Annotated in this window: 18 protein-coding genes; 9 read left to right on the forward strand and 9 right to left on the reverse strand. The window is 66.9% G+C overall.

All coding sequences use genetic code 11. The annotated features are described in order from the left end of the window. Nucleotides 1-151: 151 nt before the first annotated feature. The 4 genes from MKW15_RS07725 to ppgK form a co-directional block, all read right to left on the reverse strand. Nucleotides 152-1,102 carry a sulfite exporter TauE/SafE family protein gene (locus MKW15_RS07725; RefSeq protein ID WP_240856997.1) on the reverse strand — a complete coding sequence of 317 codons (951 nt, stop codon included), beginning with the start codon at nt 1,100-1,102 and terminating at the stop codon, nt 152-154. A gap of 96 nt (nt 1,103-1,198) precedes the next feature. Continuing rightward, entirely contained in the window at nt 1,199-1,303 is a 105-nt protein-coding gene (locus MKW15_RS24645) for a putative leader peptide (RefSeq protein ID WP_355277543.1), read from the reverse strand. Nucleotides 1,304-1,429: 126 nt separating this feature from the next. Then, complete coding sequence (locus MKW15_RS07730) at nt 1,430-2,878, reverse strand: RNA polymerase sigma factor (RefSeq protein WP_240856998.1); 1,449 nt, start codon at nt 2,876-2,878, stop codon at nt 1,430-1,432. A 190-nt stretch (nt 2,879-3,068) separates the two neighbouring features. Beyond that, a complete protein-coding gene (gene ppgK / locus MKW15_RS07735) occupies nt 3,069-3,872 on the reverse strand; it encodes a polyphosphate--glucose phosphotransferase (RefSeq protein ID WP_240856999.1) in 804 nt (267 codons plus the stop codon). A gap of 144 nt (nt 3,873-4,016) precedes the next feature. Here ppgK and MKW15_RS07740 point away from each other — a divergent pair, with 144 nt between their 5' ends. Further along, nucleotides 4,017-4,922 (forward strand): inositol monophosphatase family protein, encoded by a 906-nt coding sequence (locus MKW15_RS07740; RefSeq protein ID WP_240857000.1) that lies wholly within the window; start codon nt 4,017-4,019, stop codon nt 4,920-4,922. Nucleotides 4,923-4,965: 43 nt separating this feature from the next. Here MKW15_RS07740 and cei read toward each other — a convergent pair whose 3' ends face one another. Beyond that, nucleotides 4,966-5,676 (reverse strand): envelope integrity protein Cei, encoded by a 711-nt coding sequence (gene cei / locus MKW15_RS07745; RefSeq protein WP_240857001.1) that lies wholly within the window; start codon nt 5,674-5,676, stop codon nt 4,966-4,968. A gap of 444 nt (nt 5,677-6,120) precedes the next feature. On the opposite strand from cei, the gene MKW15_RS07750 reads away from it, so the two are divergent. Continuing rightward, a complete protein-coding gene (locus tag MKW15_RS07750; RefSeq protein ID WP_240857002.1) occupies nt 6,121-6,420 on the forward strand; it encodes a DUF4193 domain-containing protein in 300 nt (99 codons plus the stop codon). 71 nt (nt 6,421-6,491) lie between these two features. Here the strand turns inward: MKW15_RS07750 and MKW15_RS07755 are convergent, their stop codons facing one another. Beyond that, a complete protein-coding gene (locus MKW15_RS07755; RefSeq protein WP_374246669.1) occupies nt 6,492-7,025 on the reverse strand; it encodes a DUF3093 domain-containing protein in 534 nt (177 codons plus the stop codon). A 22-nt stretch (nt 7,026-7,047) separates the two neighbouring features. On the opposite strand from MKW15_RS07755, the gene dut reads away from it, so the two are divergent. Both dut and MKW15_RS07765 read left to right on the forward strand, forming a co-directional pair. Next, nucleotides 7,048-7,551 (forward strand): dUTP diphosphatase, encoded by a 504-nt coding sequence (gene dut / locus MKW15_RS07760; RefSeq protein ID WP_240857003.1) that lies wholly within the window; start codon nt 7,048-7,050, stop codon nt 7,549-7,551. Between the two features lie 141 nt (nt 7,552-7,692). Next, nucleotides 7,693-8,571: a DUF3710 domain-containing protein gene (locus tag MKW15_RS07765; protein WP_240857004.1), complete on the forward strand. Its 879-nt coding sequence runs from the start codon at nt 7,693-7,695 to the stop codon at nt 8,569-8,571. Between the two features lie 3 nt (nt 8,572-8,574). Here MKW15_RS07765 and MKW15_RS07770 read toward each other — a convergent pair whose 3' ends face one another. Continuing rightward, nucleotides 8,575-9,303 (reverse strand): alpha/beta fold hydrolase, encoded by a 729-nt coding sequence (locus MKW15_RS07770; RefSeq protein WP_240857005.1) that lies wholly within the window; start codon nt 9,301-9,303, stop codon nt 8,575-8,577. 123 nt (nt 9,304-9,426) lie between these two features. Between MKW15_RS07770 and MKW15_RS07775 the strand changes: the two genes are divergently transcribed. Together MKW15_RS07775 and MKW15_RS07780 are read left to right on the forward strand one after the other, a co-directional pair. Then, nucleotides 9,427-9,801, forward strand: a complete 375-nt coding sequence (locus MKW15_RS07775; RefSeq protein ID WP_240857006.1) for an OB-fold nucleic acid binding domain-containing protein — start codon at nt 9,427-9,429, stop codon at nt 9,799-9,801. Further along, nucleotides 9,785-10,465, forward strand: a complete 681-nt coding sequence (locus MKW15_RS07780) for a DUF3159 domain-containing protein (protein ID WP_240857007.1) — start codon at nt 9,785-9,787, stop codon at nt 10,463-10,465. Before MKW15_RS07775 ends, MKW15_RS07780 begins: the two co-directional genes overlap by 17 nt. Nucleotides 10,466-10,481: 16 nt before the next feature. Here the strand turns inward: MKW15_RS07780 and MKW15_RS07785 are convergent, their stop codons facing one another. Together MKW15_RS07785 and MKW15_RS07790 are read right to left on the reverse strand one after the other, a co-directional pair. After that, a complete protein-coding gene (locus MKW15_RS07785) occupies nt 10,482-11,138 on the reverse strand; it encodes a potassium channel family protein (RefSeq protein WP_240857008.1) in 657 nt (218 codons plus the stop codon). Between the two features lie 61 nt (nt 11,139-11,199). After that, entirely contained in the window at nt 11,200-11,862 is a 663-nt protein-coding gene (locus tag MKW15_RS07790) for a potassium channel family protein (RefSeq protein ID WP_240857009.1), read from the reverse strand. Nucleotides 11,863-12,010: 148 nt separating this feature from the next. Here MKW15_RS07790 and MKW15_RS07795 point away from each other — a divergent pair, with 148 nt between their 5' ends. From MKW15_RS07795 to dxs, 3 genes are all read left to right on the forward strand, one after another. After that, nucleotides 12,011-14,029 (forward strand): APC family permease, encoded by a 2,019-nt coding sequence (locus MKW15_RS07795; RefSeq protein WP_240857010.1) that lies wholly within the window; start codon nt 12,011-12,013, stop codon nt 14,027-14,029. Beyond that, nucleotides 14,026-15,354: a class I SAM-dependent RNA methyltransferase gene (locus tag MKW15_RS07800; protein ID WP_240857011.1), complete on the forward strand. Its 1,329-nt coding sequence runs from the start codon at nt 14,026-14,028 to the stop codon at nt 15,352-15,354. Before MKW15_RS07795 ends, MKW15_RS07800 begins: the two co-directional genes overlap by 4 nt. Before the next feature lie 187 nt (nt 15,355-15,541). Beyond that, the gene (gene dxs, locus MKW15_RS07805) at nt 15,542-17,581 is read left to right on the forward strand and encodes a 1-deoxy-D-xylulose-5-phosphate synthase (RefSeq protein WP_240857012.1); all 2,040 of its coding nucleotides are present in this window, start codon (nt 15,542-15,544) and stop codon (nt 17,579-17,581) included. Nucleotides 17,582-17,584 lie beyond the last annotated feature (3 nt).

Below are 17,584 nucleotides of genomic sequence, written 5' to 3' on the forward strand. Positions count from 1 at the left end.
ATTGTTCCGCAGGGCGGGTCGGTGTGTCGTCACTCACCGTTAACACCGCGAACATCGTCGGCAACACCGGTAAAAGACGACGTTACGCAGGGTGCGACCGGGGTCACATTTTCGGGAGTGATCGTTGCGCGCAGGTGGATCGCAACGCCCGTCATGCGGTTGGGGACGCGGCGCCCACCGACTCCTCGGACTCGCGCTGCTCCCGCAACTCCGACACCGCATCCGAGGATTCGTTCTCGCGGTCACGCAGGTACTCGCGCAGCGAGTAGGCGAACGCTGCCGCCCACGCAACGGCGATGACCAGGTAGAACGCCGTACGCACCGATGCCGATGCGTCGATGAGATCGCTCTTGAGCAGGCTGCGGGTGTTGGTGAGCACGATGAGACCGCCCACCGACGAACCGAGCAGACGCGGAGGCACGTGCCGGACCAGCCAGGCCGCGATCGGGGCGGCCAGAACACCACCGATGAGGATTGCCCCGACCCACGCGAAGTTGATGCCCTGCGAGCCCAGGCTGAACAGGAATCCGAGGCTCGCAGCGAGCGCGATGATGAATTCGCTGGTGTCGATCGAACCAATGACCTTCCGGGGCTCCAGACGTCCACTCGCCAGGATCGCGGGCGTGCCGACCGGTCCCCAGCCACCGCCGCCGGTGGCGTCGACGAAGCCGGCGACAAAGCCGAGTGGACCCAGGAAACGCTTGCGCAGCGGCTTGCCGAGGTTGTGGCGCGGAATGCCCTGGAAGGTGAAGCGAAGCAGGATGTAGAGACCAAGGGCCAGCAGGATCGCGGCCATCACGGGAGCGGCCGCCTCGGTGGACAGCTTCGACAGGATCGTCGCGCCGAGGAAAGCGCCGATGGCACCCGGGATCGCGATCCGGCGGACCACGCGCCAGTCGACGTTGCCGAACTTCCAGTGCGAGACACCCGAGACCAGGGTGGTGCCGATCTCCGCGAGGTGCACGGTGGCGGACGCGGCGGCCGGGTTGGTCCCGATCGCCAAGAGCAGTGTGGTGGTCGTGACGCCGTAGGCCATGCCGAGGCTGCCGTCGACGAGTTGGGCGGCGAATCCGACCAGGGCAATGAGAACGATGGTTGGCATGTGCAGGGTGCTTTCGATGCAGGCGCGCCGTGGAGATCACGAGGTGGGCGCGGGGAAACGAATCGGGGGCTTCGTTGCGCATTGATGCGCGGGCCGCTACCTACACAGCATCGAGGCAACCCGGAGCAGGTCGACCGCCCTTCTGGTGACCAGCATCGGGGTAGACGGCAGCACGACCGCCTGCCTCAGAGAATCCGACATTCCGACATCGTACGAACGCGCGACACCAATCCCCGCATTCAGACGCCCGTCGGAATCGCCGTGAACGCAAGGTTGACAAGACCACCCGAAGATGGGTTGCCAGACGTGGCGTGAGAGGGAGCTCGACTAGTCGAGGTAGTCGCGCAGCACCTGCGAACGCGACGGATGGCGCAGCTTCGACATCGTCTTGGACTCGATCTGCCGGATACGTTCGCGCGTGACGCCGTACACCTGCCCGATCTCATCCAGCGTGCGCGGCTGACCGTCGGTCAGGCCGAACCGCAGCCGGACCACTCCTGCCTCGCGCTCCGACAGCGTCTCGAGCACGGACTGCAGCTGATCCTGCAGCAAGGTGAAACTGACCGCGTCGACTGCGACGACGGCTTCCGAATCCTCGATGAAGTCACCGAGCTGGCTATCGCCCTCGTCGCCGATGGTCTGGTCGAGGGAGATGGGCTCACGCGCGTACTGCTGGATCTCGAGGACCTTCTCGGGCGTGATGTCCATCTCCTTCGCGAGTTCCTCCGGAGTGGGCTCGCGGCCCAGGTCCTGAAGAAGTTCGCGCTGGATACGGCCGAGCTTGTTGATGACCTCGACCATGTGCACCGGGATGCGGATGGTGCGCGCCTGGTCGGCCATCGCGCGGGTGATCGCCTGCCGAATCCACCAGGTGGCGTATGTCGAGAACTTGTAGCCCTTGGTGTAGTCGAACTTCTCGACGGCGCGGATCAGACCCAGGTTGCCTTCCTGGATGAGATCCAGGAAGGCCATGCCGCGGCCGGTGTAGCGCTTGGCGAGGGACACGACCAGACGGAGGTTCGCTTCGAGGAGGTGGTTCTTGGCGCGGTTGCCGTCTCGCGAGATCCAGTTGAGATCGCGCTTCTGGGCGGTGCTGATCTTCTCGCCGGACGCCATGATCCGACGCAGGCGCTCGGTGGCGAACAGGCCGGCCTCGATGCGTTTGGCGAGTTCGACCTCCTCCTCGGCGTTGAGGAGTGCGACCTTGCCGATCTGCTTGAGGTAGGCGCGCACGGAGTCGGCCGAGGCGGTGAGCTCGGCGTCCTTGCGGGCCTGACGCAGTGCCTCGGACTCTTCCTCGTCCCAGACGAAGTCACCTGCCGACTTCTCCGGCACGTCCTTGGCGGCATTGGCCTTGTCGGTGGCGGGAGTGGGCTTCGAGGTGGCGGCCGCCGGCTCTTCGGCGTCGCCCTCCTCCTCGTCGTCGTCCGAGTCGTCGTCGGTGGCGTCGTCCTCGTCATCGACGACGAGGTCGTCGATCTCGACGTCCTCATCGAGTTCGGCGTCGGGGCCGTCGATGTCGTCGATGGAATCCGGACTGTCATCGGGTTCGGCATCGGTGTCGCCGCCGGCGTCGGGCTCGGCCGCAGCCTTCTTGGCCGCTTTCTTGGCGGGAGCCTTACGCGCGGCCTTCTTGGCGGGGGCCTTGCGGGCTGCCTTCTTGGCCGCCTTCTTGGCCGGGCGCTTGGCGGGTGTCTGCTCGCTCGAGCCGTCGGTGGACGAATCCGTTGTCTCGTCGACCTCGGCGTCCGAGTGAACGGTCTTGGTGGCTGCCACGTACAACCTTTCGAAACTGACTTTTGACGCGTCGCGGCAGCACGGGCCACCGCGGGTGAGGGCTTGGTACTCGGTGCAACATGACCGGTGACGACCATTGTAACGACATCGGGTTCAAGGATGTGTCAAAGGCCAGGTCACACGGCATCGCCGAGGTCGTGCGCAACCGGTGTCGCGCTACGTTCCCCGGTCAGGTCTTGAGTCCCTGCGACACGGCCATGGCCGCACCGACGATGCCTGCGGTGTTCAGCAGGGTGGCCGGCACCACCGGGGTCGAGTTGGTGAGCAATGGGATCCACTTGGCGGACTTGCGGCTGATACCGCCGCCGGCGATGAACACCTTGGGCCAGAACAGCGCCTCGTAGGCCTCGAGGACTGTGGAGACATGCTCGGTCCATTTCTCATACGACCATCCCTTCTCCTCCTTGATCCGCGACGACGCCTGATGTTCGGCTTCCTTCTTGCCGACGTACATGTGCCCGAGCTCGGTGTTGGGCACCAGCGTGCCGTTGATGAGGATCGCCGAGCCGATGCCGGTGCCGAAGGTCAGCAGCATCACCACACCGTCGACGCCCTTGCCCGCGCCGTATGCGTCCTCGGCCATGCCGGCGGCGTCGGCGTCGTTCAGTACCGACACCTGCCGGCCGCCGAGGTACTCACTGAACAGGGCGTAGACGTCGGTCCCGATCCAGCCCTTGTCGATGTTGGCCGCAGTGCGCATGACACCTTCGGTGATCACGCCCGGCAGGGTGATGCCGACCGGTCCGTCCCAGTCGAAGTGTTCGACGACCTCGGCGACACCGCCGGCGACCGCGTTCGGCGTCGAGGGTTTGGGGGTCAGCACCTTGAACCGTTCGCCGACGAGTTCGCCGGTGTCGAGATCCACCACGCCGCCTTTGATGCCCGAACCGCCGACATCCACTCCGAACCCGAGATTGGTTGAGGTGGTGGCTATATCAGGTTCGGGTGACTCGGTCGGTGCTGACTCGGCCATTACGACGTCCTCTCCGGCGGCGACGAATACAAGTTCAGGCTATCCAGCCGGGGCGCGGATCGCTTGGTTGCCGACGATGCTGCGCCGCCTGCGGTTTCCGCCGGTGCGGTTCCGCGGACCGCCGACCGATTCGCGTGCTGTTCAATGGAGCCTGTGGCGAATGGACCTACCGATCCGCGGTGCACGGACGCATACCCACCAGACGAGGCGCACGACCTCGAGACGATTGCGCGGTCGGTGGCACAAGCTGCCGCCGACCATGTCCGTCTACGCAGGCCAGAATTGTTCGGCCAGACCGATTCCGGCGCCGACAGTTCGGTCGTGTCGACGAAGTCGACCGAAACCGATCCGGTCACCGTGGCCGACACCGAGACCGAGCAACTGGTGCGTGCGTTGCTGCACAAGGCACGCCCGGACGACGAGATCCTCGGTGAGGAGGCGGGCGGAACCGTCGCCGTGCCCTCCGGTGTCCGGTGGGTCGTGGATCCGATCGACGGCACGGTCAACTTCATGTACGGAATTCCTGCGTACGCGGTGTCGGTGGCAGCGCAGATCGACGGGCAGTCGGTCGCGGGAGCGGTCGTCGACGTGGCCCGCGGGCTCACCTACACCGCCGCCCTGGGTCGGGGCGCGCATGTCCACGGTGCCGACGGCAGTCGGTTACGGCTGTCCTGCAACACGATCGACCGGGCCGAACTCGCGCTCGTCGCCACCGGCTTCGGCTACGACGCACACCGCAGGCAGGCGCAGGGCGACATCGTCGCGCGTCTGCTGCCCAGGGTTCGTGACATCAGGAGGATCGGCGCCGCGGCGCTCGATCTCTGCATGGTGGCCAGCGGGGCCGTCGACGCCCACTACGAGCACGGTTTGAGCCCGTGGGATTGGGCCGCCGGATCGCTGATCGCCGCCGAGGCGGGTGCGGTGGTGTCGACTCCACCGCCGGAATCGCGGTCGTCGGAAGGGCATCTGACGGTGGCCATGGCGCCCGGGATCGCCACCGAACTGTCCGAGATCCTCGACGACGTCGGCGCGCGGGCGCGCGTTGTGTGAGCCGGTCACAGGAGCGGTGGCGGGCGGGGCGAAAAACCTCGGGTCAGCAGCCGGCGGAATGGACCGCAGAGAGCAGTGCCGGGTCGACACCGGTCTCGGGCTTCTTCGGGTCGGCCGAGCGCAGGACCTCGAGGGCCGCTTGGGTGTCCTGCGAGAGTTCGGTGTTCTTGTAGTACTCGCCGAGGGCGACGTCGACCGTACTTCCGCGTCGGCCGTCGTCCACGAGTTGCGCGCAGGGGAAGGCCAGCCAGACCGACGCTGCACCAGCGCGTCCGGCCGGACCGAACCGGATCTGCGCGACACAGTTGAGGTCGCGGTTCGGGTAGAGGGCGTCGTCGCCGTACGCTGTGTCGGTTGCCGGACTGAATCCTTGACCGGCCAGGTCGTCGGACACGGTACGTGCAGCGCCGCGCTCGGCGGACGCATTCAATACGCGCACCTGGAAGGTCGACAGTGGTGCCGGTGCCACCTCGAGCATGTCGGTGCGGCTCACGGCGTTCAGATGCGGGGGTGTGGTGGTGGCCGGCGCGGGATTGCCGGCATCCGGGGCCGGGGCCGTCGAGGAAGCCGGAGTCGGCTGATTGCAGTCCGTCGGGGCGCTCTGGTTGTCGCTGTCGGCCAAGGCGGTGGCCCAGACGATCAGGCCCACCACAAGCAGGACCACGACGGTGACGATCGCCGGCACGTAGCGTCGGCGCCGGTAGGCCCGACCGTTCTCGTCGGTCGGGTAGCCGGTCGTAATCTGCGACACCACGGCGGACGGGCTCCTCTCCCGATCGGGGGCCCAGGCCGGTGATGGAGCCGACGTTGGAGTCGGTCCATCGGTCTGGGTCTCGCTCACTGTAGAGGGTGGACGGCGGTGGAGTCCGTAACGGGCACGGTGTGCCACCTCCTCGGTTGCCGATGCCGGGAAGAAACACGCCGCGAAACTCGTTTGCGGTAATTGTTGACCCAAGCAATCCGGTCCACTATTCTTCGGGCGCCTGCTCTCCACGGCCCAGGGGGAGTAAAGGACCAAATGTGATGAAACTCACAGCGGTCTGAACGGTTACGGGTAACGAATTGCACCGGTCATGACGTTGTAGTGACGCCGCCGGCAAGACAATCCCGGCGGGGCTGCGCGCATCCACGGGCTTCTCGGCCACAAGCCGGGCAGCCGAGAGCGCCCTTTGAGACTCTCAACCACGTAAGGCACACAATGGCTACTGATTACGACGCGCCACGACGCACGGAGACCGAGGACCTGAACGAGGACTCGCTCGAGGAACTGAAGGCTCGGCGCAGCGAGGCGCAAGCCGCTGCCGTCGATGTCGACGAGAGTGACACCGCTGAGTCCTTCGAACTGCCCGGTGCAGATCTGTCGGGTGAGGAACTGTCCGTGCGGGTGATCCCCAAGCAGGCAGACGAATTCACTTGTACTAGCTGCTTTCTCGTCTACCACCGCAGCCGGCTGGCGCGGGAGAACGGCACCACGATGATCTGCGTGGACTGCGCCTGACCGGCAGGTGAACAGATCGACTCACCGCATCGACGCGGTGAGTCCGCCGGCACAGTGGGTCCAGCAGCGGCCTATTGTTGCCGGTCGTCCGACTTCTCGGCCGCGGCGTCCGGAATGTCCAGCGCGGCGAGCAACCGGGCGGGATGTCGAGTCGACACCAGCCAATACGGCGTGGGGTCGTCGGGGTCGTCGAGCACGACAAGCACCATCGTCTTCACCCAGAACCGGTGCACCAGATATGCGGCCGGATCGAGCTGCCGCCCGAGTGCGGCGCTCTTCGCGGTCGCCGGAATGCTCGCGCCGCGAGCGATCACCGATCGGGGCAGCCGGGCTCGGTTGGCGTGCAGTTCACCGTCGGCGGTGACACTGATCCGCACCCGCCCCATCGACCACAGCACGGCCGCGCACAACAGCGCCACCACCGGGTAGGCCAGCAAACCCCAGGCGGATTCATGCGCCGCCAACTCGATCTCGTGACCTACGACACCGACGACGACCAGGGCCGCCAGCCACCACCACCAAGGGACGTGGAGACGTTCGTCATACGGCATCAGCCCGCCCTCCGACGGGCCGGTCGCGTTGTCGGGTGAGTGGGGTTCGATCACGCGACCAGCGTAGTCTGCCTGCGTGAGCGCAGAACCCACCCCTCTCGCACCTATTCCGATCCGACGCCTCGACCCTGAGTTGCCACTACCGGTGCGTGCCCATCCGGGCGACGCGGGCGTGGACCTCTATTCCACCATCGACCTCGAATTGCCTGCGGGCCGACGACAACTCGTCGGCACCGGGATCGCGGTCGCGCTTCCGGTGGGCACCGTCGGATTGATCCACCCTCGCTCGGGCCTGGCCGCGCGCGCCGGGCTGTCGATCGTCAACTCGCCGGGCACCATCGACGCCGGCTATCGCGGCGAGATCAAGGTGTGTCTGATCAATCTCGATCCCGAACAGTCGATCTCGATCTCTCGTGGCGATCGGATCGCGCAGCTCGTCGTGCAGCGGGTCGAGTTGCCGGAGTTCATGGAGGTGACCGAACTCGACGACACCAGCCGGGGTGCCGGCGGATACGGCTCGAGCGGTGGCCACGCAGTCTTGCAGGATCCACCGCCTGCCACACCGGAGTCGCGCACCTGAGTCCGATCCGGTGCGCGTTCGGATACTGTGCGTTCATGGTCGACACGACGGGGGTCACGGGGCCGCTGAGGTTTTGGGCGCTGAGGGATTCAACGCCGACGGGCGGGACGCACACCATGGGGGCGGGCACGAGGAGCATCCATGGCCGATGAATCACAGACCGATGCACCACGGATCGGCGAGGCACGCGGTCCCTACGACATCGAGAATCTCGCGACCGATCCCCACGAGCTCGAGAACTCACATCTCGACCTCGGCTCGGTGCTCGTGCCGGTTGTCGAAGGCGGCCAGGTCACCGTGGAGATGTCGGCGGATCATGAACCGCAGTCGGTCTACCTGGTGACCCCGCACGGCCGAATCACGGTGTCGGCCTATGCCGCTCCCAAATCGCCGGGACTCTGGCGCGAGGTGGTCCGGGAACTTGCCGAATCGTTGCGTGACGACGGCGCCCAGGCAAGCATCTCCGACGGCCATTGGGGCCGCGAAGTGGTGGGGGAACTCGACGGCGCGACCCACCGCTTCATCGGCGTCGACGGCCCCCGCTGGATGGTGCGCTGCGTCGCGAGTGGCCCGACGACGTCGGCGTCGGAGATGGCCCAGCTCGCGCGCGCGGTGCTCGCCGAAACCGTCGTCCGACGGGGTACCGAGCCATACCCTCCTCGTGATCCACTGCCCATCACGCTGCCGCCGGTACTCGCCGAGCAGGTTGCGGCAGCGCAGCAGCAGATGATGGAGGAGATGGCTGCCGCAGAAGAAGGGCCTGGCCCGCTCATCGCCCCGTCCGGCCCGGCTGCTGGTTCGGCTGCCCCCGCGTCGGATGCGACAGATGCGGATGCACCGGTTCCCGGTGGCGCGATCGATCAGCTCGCTGCGGCCACCGTCTGGACCGACGCCGGCGAGGATGTCGCCGAGGACGATGACTCCGCGGGTACGGCCGCGGGGCCGGCCGACGACGAGCCGCCGCCGGCCCCGTCGTCGGGTTCGGCCATGCAGCGGTTCCGGCGGCGCGGCCGGCGCTGATCCCTAATCGGCAGTGAGCATCTGCGCGTACGCGCGGGCGCAGCCGTTGCCGAGGATTGCGGGATGCTCACCCCATTCGGTGAGGGTCACCTCGACCAGCCTCGCCCGCGGCGCGGCGGAACACCACCGGCGAGCGACGTCGATGGGATGGACCGGGTCGTCGGTCGCGGCGGTGATCGCCAGCGGGACCTCGAGTGTGGTCAACGCCTCCGCCTCGGGCGCCGTGTAGGCGGCGGCCGCACGCAACTGGGCTTCCAGCCCGCCGGACAGCGCGCGCCACGATCGGGACAGTTCTTCGGCGAGCCAGGTCGGGCTCGAGGCCGCCATGGTGGCGACCGTGGCGTCCAGGCCCGCGGTACGCAGTGATTCGGCAGTGGCCAGCGCGCTGTGGGCGGCCGGTGCCGACGACGGCACCCCACACCACGCGGGCAGCGCACCAAGCACCCCGGCACACTTCTCGGCGCTCGCTTTCAGAGCCCACTCGAGCGCGATCGCGGCCCCGATCGACACCCCGCCCACCAGCAGCCTGCCTGCCGTGGCGCTCAGCTGATCGAGCCTGCGTAGATAGCCTGCCACCAGGTCGTTTTCCGGTTCCAGCGCGATGAGTTCGACGCCGAGCCAGGTGGCCGCGGGGCCGAATGCGCGGCCGATGTGGTCGCCGTCGGATCCGGTGCCGGGGATGGCAACCAGGACTCTCGGCGAGGGCGAAACAAGCCGGTCATTCAGTGGCATGGAATGATCATGCTCCGGCGTTGTCACCAGTAGACGGACAGGTCTACGCTGGCGAGAAATGGAGTCGTTCGCCAGCCCGAAACAGCCAGACTCCACAAGCGAAGAGAAAGCCTGGAGGTTGTGATGCCCACAGCCGGTTACCTGAAGCGACTGACGCGCCGGCTGACCGAGGATCTCGGTGACGCCGACGCGGAGAAGATCGCCGAGGAGTCGCGCGCAACGGGTGCCCAGCGGGCCTCGGAGTGTTGTCGCGGCGACGAGGTGACGATGCACGGTGAGTTGCGATCGGTGGAGACCTGCTCACGTACCGCGAAGGCGGGCGTCAAGGCGGAATTCTTCGACGGCAGCGATGTCGTCACCCTGAAATGGCTGGGACGCAATCGCATTCCCGGTATCGAGCCCGGCCGGAAGCTGACTGTTCGCGGACGTCTGGGACTGCACGAGGGCAACAAGGTGATCTACAACCCGTATTACGAGTTGCATGGCACAGAGGACTGAGTCCTCCGAAAGCCCGTCGGTTCTCGAACAACTCGGCGGTGTGTCCGGACTGATCTATTCGACCGTGCCGGTCGTCGTCTTTGTGCCGGTGAACTCGTTCTTCGGGTTACGCGCTGCGATCATCGCGGCACTGACGACCGCCGTCGCCATCTTCGTGCTGAGGTTGGTGCGCCGGGAGGCGCTCACCCCCGCGGTATCGGGTCTGCTCGGCGTGGCCATCTGTGTGTTCATCGCCCATCGGGTCGGAGATGCCAAGGGCTACTTCTTGTTCGGCATCTGGACGACGCTCGTGTACGCGGTGGTGTTCGTCATCTCCATCGTCGTGCGGTGGCCGCTCGTGGGAGTGGCCTGGCATCTCGTGAACGGACAGGGCACCGGGTGGCGGCGCAGCCGCGCCACATTGCGGGCCTACGACCTGGCAACCGCGGTCTGGGCACTCGTGTTCGTGGCGCGCTACGTGCTGCAGTCGCAGCTCTACGACCACGACCAGACCGGGTGGCTCGCGGTTGCCCGCATCGCCATGGGTTGGCCACTCACGGCAATCGCGGTACTCGCGACCGTGTACCTGGTGCGACGGGCCACCCAGTCCGAACACGGCGAGTCCGAGCAGAAAATCGAGCAGTCTTCCACCGACCGGCTCGGGCCCGAACAGTCCCGCAACTGATCGCTGCAGCAGCGGGTCAGACCTGCATGGCGTCGCGCAGCGCCGGTTCCACGTCGTCGGGCGCGATGAAGATCAACTCGTCGCCGCCTTCGATCGGGTCGTCGGACTGCGGGACGATCACCCGGCCGCCGCGCAGGATCGCGACCAGCGCCGCATCGCGCGGCAGGGTGAGCTTGCGCACGGGTTTACCGGCCAGTGGCGTGTTGGCCGGGAGCGTCAGTTCGACCAGGTTGGCCTGACCCTGTCGAAAGGTCATCAGCCGCACCAGATCACCGACCGAGACGGCCTCCTCGACCAGCGAGGCGAGCAGCCGGGGGGTGGAGACCGCGACGTCCACGCCCCAGTCCTCGTCGAAGAGCCATTCGTTGCGCGGATCATTCACCCGTGCGACGACCCGATTGACCGCGAACTCGGTCTTGGCGAGGAGGCTGACCACCAGGTTGGCCTTGTCGTCGCCGGTCGCGGCGATCATGACGTCGAAGGTGTGCAGATCGGCCTGTTCGAGATTCGACAGCTCGCAGGCGTCGGCCAGGACCCAGGTGGCTCCGGGGACCGCCTTCTCGTCGATATGACCCATCTGACGTTCGAAAAGCGTCACCTCGTGGGCATTGGTGAGCAGCTCTCGGGCGATGGACCGACCGACCGCACCGGCACCGGCGATGGCGACTCTCATGGCTGAACTCCTCGGTCAGAGGTGGTGGGACTGGAAGTGCGGAGCATCTGCGGAGCCTGCCCTAGTCGTGTGTGGCCGGGCCGGATGCGGTCGCCCGGGCATTGTCGAGGTTGTCGAGCAGGCAGGCTGCGAACACCACATCGTCTTGCTGCAGCACGGTTTTCACGTCCGGCAGGACCGGGTGTCCGACCCGGTTGAGGAATGCCACACGTGCGCCGGTCAGTTCCTGGAACTTGCCGACAGTGGTTCCGATCCACGACTCGTGGATGTCGAGTTGGGCCACCGCCAGAGATCCGGAGGGGTCGCGCCACTCCGTGGTCGTGGACGTCTCACCGAGGGCCGAGACGAACCGCTCGGTGGTCCACGGCACGGTCGCAACGGTCGGGATGCCCAGACGCTCGTACACCTCGGCACGTTTCGCGTCGTAGATGCGGGCGACGACACGCTCCACGGCGAAGGTCTCCCGCGCGACGCGGGCCGAGATGATGTTCGAGTTGTCGCCCGAGGACACCGCCGCGAACGCGTCGGCGTTCTCGATGCCCGCGCGTTCGAGGACGTCACGGTCGAAGCCGACGCCGGCGATGGTCACACCTGTGAAATCGGGGCTCAGACGCGAGAAGGCCGACGCATCGCGGTCGATGATCGCGACCTCGTGACCACGTTTCTGCATCGCCATTGCGAGCGCCGAACCGACCCGTCCGCAACCCATGATCACAACCCGCACGACGTTCCTTCCGTCGACCACACGTTCATCGTCCGGCCGAGCTGCATCCAGGCCCGGGCCGACCTTGAACCTACCCGCACACACCATCCTTCGGGTGCCGACCCGGCCCTTGGTGGCCAATGGATATCACAGGCTCTAATGTTGCCTGGTGTCCACCGTGTCGAAGGTGTCCGTCGCGACCAAGCGCCTGCTTCTGGGGCGGCCATTCCGCAGTGACACGTTGGGTCACACGCTCCTGCCGAAGCGGATTGCGCTGCCCGTATTCGCGTCCGATGCCATGTCGTCGGTGGCGTACGCGCCGCAGGAGATCTTCCTGGTCCTGTCGGTGGCCGGTGTCAGCGCGCTCGCCTACACACCGTGGGTGGCCGTCGCGGTCGCCGTCGTCATGGTGGTGGTGGTGGCCAGCTATCGCCAGAACGTGCACGCCTACCCGTCCGGTGGCGGCGACTACGAGGTCGCGACGGTCAATCTCGGTCCCAATGCGGGTCTGACGGTAGGCAGCGCACTGCTGGTCGACTACGTGCTGACGGTCGCGGTGTCCATCTCGTCGGCGGCGGAGAACATCGGGTCGGCGATCCCGTTCGTGGAAGAACACAAGGTGTGGTTCTGCGTCGCCGCGATCGTGCTCCTCGCGGCGGTGAACCTGCGTGGCATCAAGGAGTCCGGCGCGTTCCTCGCAACTCCCACCTACGCCTTCATCATCGGCGTTCTCGCGATGTTGATCTGGGGATTCTTCGAGATCTACATCCTCGGCGAGAATGTCCAGTCCGAGACCGCAGGCTTCGAGATCAAGGCCGAGGACAACCACCTCGTCGGAATCGCCTTCGTCTTCCTGATCGCCCGGGCCTTCTCGTCGGGCTGTGCGGCCCTGACCGGTGTCGAGGCGATCAGCAACGGTGTGCCGGCCTTCCGGAAACCCAAGTCGCGCAACGCGGCCACCACACTCCTGATGCTGGGAACCTTCGCGATCATCCTGCTGCTCGGGATCGTGATGCTGGCGCAGAAGATCGGCGCGAAATACGTGATGGACCCCGAGCAAGACTTGATCGGGGCACCCGAGGGCTACCAGCAGAAGGCGATGATCGCGCAGCTGGCGCACGCGGTCTTCGACACCTTCACACCCGGCTTCTATTTCGTCGCCACCGTCACCGCCCTGATCCTGATGCTGGCGGCCAACACGGCGTTCAACGGATTCCCGGTGCTGGGATCGGTGCTCGCGCAGGATCGTTACCTGCCCCGCCAGTTGCACACCCGGGGTGACCGGCTCGCATTCAGCAACGGAATCGTGTTCCTCGCGCTCGCCGCGATCGTCTTCGTGGTCGCCTTCGGCGCTCAGGTGACGGCCCTGATCCAGCTCTATATCGTGGGCGTGTTCGTGTCGTTCACCCTCAGCCAGACCGGCATGGTGCGGCACTGGACCCGGCTGTTGCGCACCGAGACCGACCCTCGGGCACGCCGACGCATGATGCAGTCGCGCGTGATCAACAGCGTCGGCCTCGTCATGACGGCGACCGTTCTCATCGTCGTCCTCATCACCAAGTTCACCGCGGGCGCCTGGATCGCGATCCTGGCGATGGTCGCGATCTTCATCCTGATGAAGCTGATCCATCACCACTACGCCTCGGTACAGACCGAACTCGAACGCGCGCAGGAGAACGACGAGGAAACGGTGTTGCCCAGTCGCACGCACTCGGTGGTGTTGGTCTCCACCCTGCACCTGGCCACCAAGCGCGCACTTCTCTATGCACGTGCCACCCGTCCCGACGTGCTCGAGGCGATCACCGTCAACGTCGACGACCGCGACACCCGCAAGCTGGTGTCGCAATGGGAGGCCAGCGACATCACGGTCCCGCTCAAGGTGATCGCGTCGCCGTACCGTGAGATCACCCGGCCGGTCATCGATTACGTGCGTCGCGTGCGGCGGGAGAATCCGCGCGATGTCATCACCGTGTTCATCCCCGAGTACGTTGTCGGGCATTGGTGGGAGCAGATTCTGCACAACCAGTCGGCGCTGCGTCTCAAGGGGCGCCTGCTGTTCGAACCGGGCGTGATGGTGACCTCGGTGCCGTGGCAGTTGACCTCGTCGGACCGCCGCAAGGCCGACCCGAGCTACTGGGCACCGGGGGAGACCCGGCGTGCGCTCGGTGGCGACCCGGAACGTCGGTGAGTCCGACGGACCCGCAGGACCCCGGTTCGACGACTCTCGAGATCACCGTGGACGCGCTCGCCAACGGCGGGGCGGCCGTGGGCCGAACGGACGGCCGGGTGGTCTTCGTTCGAGGTGCCGTGCCGGGCGAGCGGGTGCGGGCCCGCATCACCGATGACTCGCATCCATCGTTCTGGCGGGCCGAGACGGTCGAGATCCTCGACGCCTCGCCGCACCGAGTGCCAAGTGTGTGTGCGGCGGCCGCCGCGGGCGCTGGGTGCTGCGATCTGGCGTTCATCGACCCGGTCCACGCTCGTGGCCTCAAGCGCGACGTCCTGGTGGACGTACTGCGCCGCGTCGGCCACCTGCCCGACACGGTGGTGGCCGACACCGACCTGGACTCGGGCGTCAGGGCACTGGCCGATGACCCCACCGGCTGGCGGATTCGAACCCGACTGGCCGTCGACGACGCTGGGTTCGCCGGACAACTCGGCTTCCGCGCCGACGAGGTGATCACCAGGGTGAGCTGCGCCCAGCCAGACCCCCGGATACCGGCGGGAATCGACGGTGGATTCACCCCGCATGCCGAACTGGTGATCGTGCTCGACGATGCGGGCCGACGCCACGTCACCGAACTGGCGCCCGTCGCCACACCCCGGCCGGGCCGTTCCGGCCGCTCACGGAAGCAGGTGCAGCAGCGCCGGCACCGTCTTCGCGCGCCCCGCGCCGAACGACTACTGGAGGGCACCGATGTCGCCGAACACCGGGTGGGCGCTCGGTCGTGGCAGATTCCGGTCACCGGTTTCTGGCAGGCGCATCGGAATGCTCCGGAAACCTATGCGAACACCATCGTCGAGTTCGCCCGCGCGCACGCATCGACACCCCCGAGGGTGGCCTGGGATCTGTACGGCGGTGCCGGGGTGTTCGCCGCTGCACTACTCGACCGCGATCTGGGGGTCGGTGATCTGGGAGTCGGGGCAGTGCATGTGGTCGATTCCGACACCCGGGCACTGGCGGCGGCGGAGAAGACCTTCGACGGCGATGACCGGGTCGTCATCCACGCCGGTGAGGTTGCGGCACAGATCGGTTCGCTGCCTCACCCCGACCTGGTGGTCCTGGATCCGCCACGGACCGGTGCCGGTGAACGCGTGATCGGCGCGATCGCCGCCGCCGAACCCGACGTGGTGGTGCACGTCGGCTGCGACGCCGCCAGGTTCGCGCGTGATCTTGGCCTCTTTGCCGGACACGGCTACTCCGTGGTGGGGCTGCGGGGTTTCGACGCGTTTGTCCTGACGCACCATGTCGAGGCGATTGCCTGCCTCGTTCGCAACCGTTCAACCGCGTGACGTCGCGTGGGTTTTCGTCGGGTTCACCGAACCGCGGGGCTCGGGTGTGGGTGGCGAAGTCCGTAGACTGTTCCAGACAGGGGTCGGGCCTGCCGCCCTCCCCGCACACAGCCCCCGACGACAGTCACAGACAACAGTCGCCGACAGCAGCCCCAGACACCATGGCCGGGTCCGGATGGAGGAAACGATGAGCGTGCTCGACCGGATCGATTCACCGGCCGATCTGCAGGCGTGCTCGCCCGCCGAACTCGAGACACTGGCCGCGGAGATCCGGCAGTTCCTGATCGCCAAGGTGTCGGCGACCGGCGGCCATCTGGGTCCGAATCTGGGTGTGGTCGAGCTGACCATCGCGGTGCATCGGGTGTTCGACTCGCCCCACGATCCGGTGATCTTCGACACCGGCCACCAGTGCTACGTGCACAAGATCCTGACCGGGCGCAAAGACGACTTCGACCACCTGCGGCAGAAGGGCGGACTCACCGGCTACCAAGAACGGTCGGAGAGCCCGCATGACTGGGTCGAGTCGTCGCACGCCTCCGCGGCGCTGTCCTACGCCGACGGACTGACCAAAGCCTTCGCCCTGACCGGCCAGCCCGACCGCACCGTCGTCACGATCGTCGGCGACGGAGCGCTCACCGGCGGTATGTGCTGGGAAGCGATGAACAACATCGCGGCCGCCGACCGGCCGATGGTGATCGTCGTCAACGACAACGGACGGTCGTACGCACCAACGATCGGCGGGCTTGCCAGTCACCTGTCGGGCCTGCGGCTGCAGCCGGGTTACGAGCGCTTCCTCGACGAGAGCCGGAAGGCCGTCAAGCAGCTGCCCGTGGTCGGAGAACCCGCCTACGCCGTCTTGCACGGCATGAAGAGCGGACTGAAAGACTTGCTCTCGCCGCAGGCGATGTTCACCGACCTGGGCCTGAAGTACGTCGGCCCCGTCGACGGGCACGACGTCGACGCGGTCGAGTCGGCGCTCCGGTCGGCCCGCGACTTCGGTGGACCGGTCATCGTGCATGTCGTCACCCGCAAGGGCATGGGCTACGCGCCGGCCGAGAACCACGAGGCCGATCAGATGCATGCGACCGGCATCATCGATCCCGTGACCGGCCGCGCCACCAGCGTGGCCCCACAGGATTGGACATCGGTGTTCTCCGCGGCGCTGCTCGACGCGGGCGCCGCGCGCGACGACGTCGTCGCCATCACCGCGGCGATGCCGGGACCCACCGGTCTCACGCCGTTCGGTGAGAAGTACCCGGACCGCATGTTCGACGTCGGGATCGCCGAACAGCACGCCATGACGTCGGCGGCCGGACTGGCCCTCGGTGGTCTGCATCCGGTGGTCGCGATCTACTCGACCTTCCTCAACCGGGCCTTCGACCAGCTCTTGATGGACGTCGCCCTGCTCAAACTTCCGGTGACCCTCGTGCTCGACCGGTCCGGGATCACTGGTCCCGACGGGCCCAGCCACCACGGCATGTGGGATCTGTCCCTGATGGCGATGGTGCCCGGCTTGCGGGTGGCGGCACCTCGTGACGCGGTCCGGCTGCGCGAGGAGTTTGACGAGGCGTTGGCGACCACCACCGGACCCACGGCCCTGCGCTTCTCGAAAGGTGCTGTGCCCGAGGACATTCGAGCCGTCGAACGACTCCACGACGGCGTGGACGTCCTGCACCGCGCGGCCGCCGGTCTCGGCGAGGCGAGCGGCGACGTCCTCATCGTGGCGATCGGGGCCTTCTGCGGTCTGGCCGTCGACACCGCCGAGCGCCTCGCCCGGCAGGGTATCGACGCCACGGTGGTCGATCCGCGCTGGATCCTGCCTGTGGCCGGTTCGATCGTGGATGCCGCCCGGCGTCATCGGTTGGTGGTCACGCTGGAGGACAACGGTGTCAGCGGGGGAGTGGGCGCTGCCATCGCCGAAGCGGTCGCGGCCGCCGACATCCTGGTTCCCGTGCAGATCCGCGGAATTCCGCAGCAGTTCGTCCCGCACGCGTCGCGCGGCCAGATCCTTGCCGAGTTCGGTTTGACCGCACAGGATCTCGCGCGTTCGATCACCGCGACCGTTGCCGGGATGCACAGCGCACCGGGACTCGACCGGCCCCTTGCCGACGGCCCAGAACTCGACGCCTCAGAACTCGACGCCCCAGAACTCGACGCCCCAGAACTCGACGCCACAGGCCTCGACACCGACGACGCCGTCGAACCTCAGGTCGACGACCAGCGCTGAGCG

Origin of the sequence: Gordonia gummivorans, assembly GCF_022513585.1 — a bacterium.
In the GTDB taxonomy this organism is placed as follows: domain Bacteria; phylum Actinomycetota; class Actinomycetes; order Mycobacteriales; family Mycobacteriaceae; genus Gordonia.

Excerpts from the sequence above, each read along its gene's own strand:
- MKW15_RS07725 (WP_240856997.1), bottom strand. The coding sequence starts at position 1,102 with ATGCCAACCATCGTTCTCATTGCCCTGGTCGGATTCGCCGCCCAACTC.
- MKW15_RS24645 (WP_355277543.1), bottom strand. The coding sequence starts at position 1,303 with ATGTCGGATTCTCTGAGGCAGGCGGTCGTGCTGCCGTCTACCCCGATG.
- ppgK (WP_240856999.1), bottom strand. The coding sequence starts at position 3,872 with ATGGCCGAGTCAGCACCGACCGAGTCACCCGAACCTGATATAGCCACC.
- MKW15_RS07740 (WP_240857000.1), top strand. The coding sequence starts at position 4,017 with ATGGAGCCTGTGGCGAATGGACCTACCGATCCGCGGTGCACGGACGCA.
- MKW15_RS07750 (WP_240857002.1), top strand. The coding sequence starts at position 6,121 with ATGGCTACTGATTACGACGCGCCACGACGCACGGAGACCGAGGACCTG.
- MKW15_RS07765 (WP_240857004.1), top strand. The coding sequence starts at position 7,693 with ATGGCCGATGAATCACAGACCGATGCACCACGGATCGGCGAGGCACGC.
- MKW15_RS07770 (WP_240857005.1), bottom strand. The coding sequence starts at position 9,303 with ATGCCACTGAATGACCGGCTTGTTTCGCCCTCGCCGAGAGTCCTGGTT.
- MKW15_RS07775 (WP_240857006.1), top strand. The coding sequence starts at position 9,427 with ATGCCCACAGCCGGTTACCTGAAGCGACTGACGCGCCGGCTGACCGAG.
- MKW15_RS07780 (WP_240857007.1), top strand. The coding sequence starts at position 9,785 with ATGGCACAGAGGACTGAGTCCTCCGAAAGCCCGTCGGTTCTCGAACAA.
- MKW15_RS07785 (WP_240857008.1), bottom strand. The coding sequence starts at position 11,138 with ATGAGAGTCGCCATCGCCGGTGCCGGTGCGGTCGGTCGGTCCATCGCC.
- dxs (WP_240857012.1), top strand. The coding sequence starts at position 15,542 with ATGAGCGTGCTCGACCGGATCGATTCACCGGCCGATCTGCAGGCGTGC.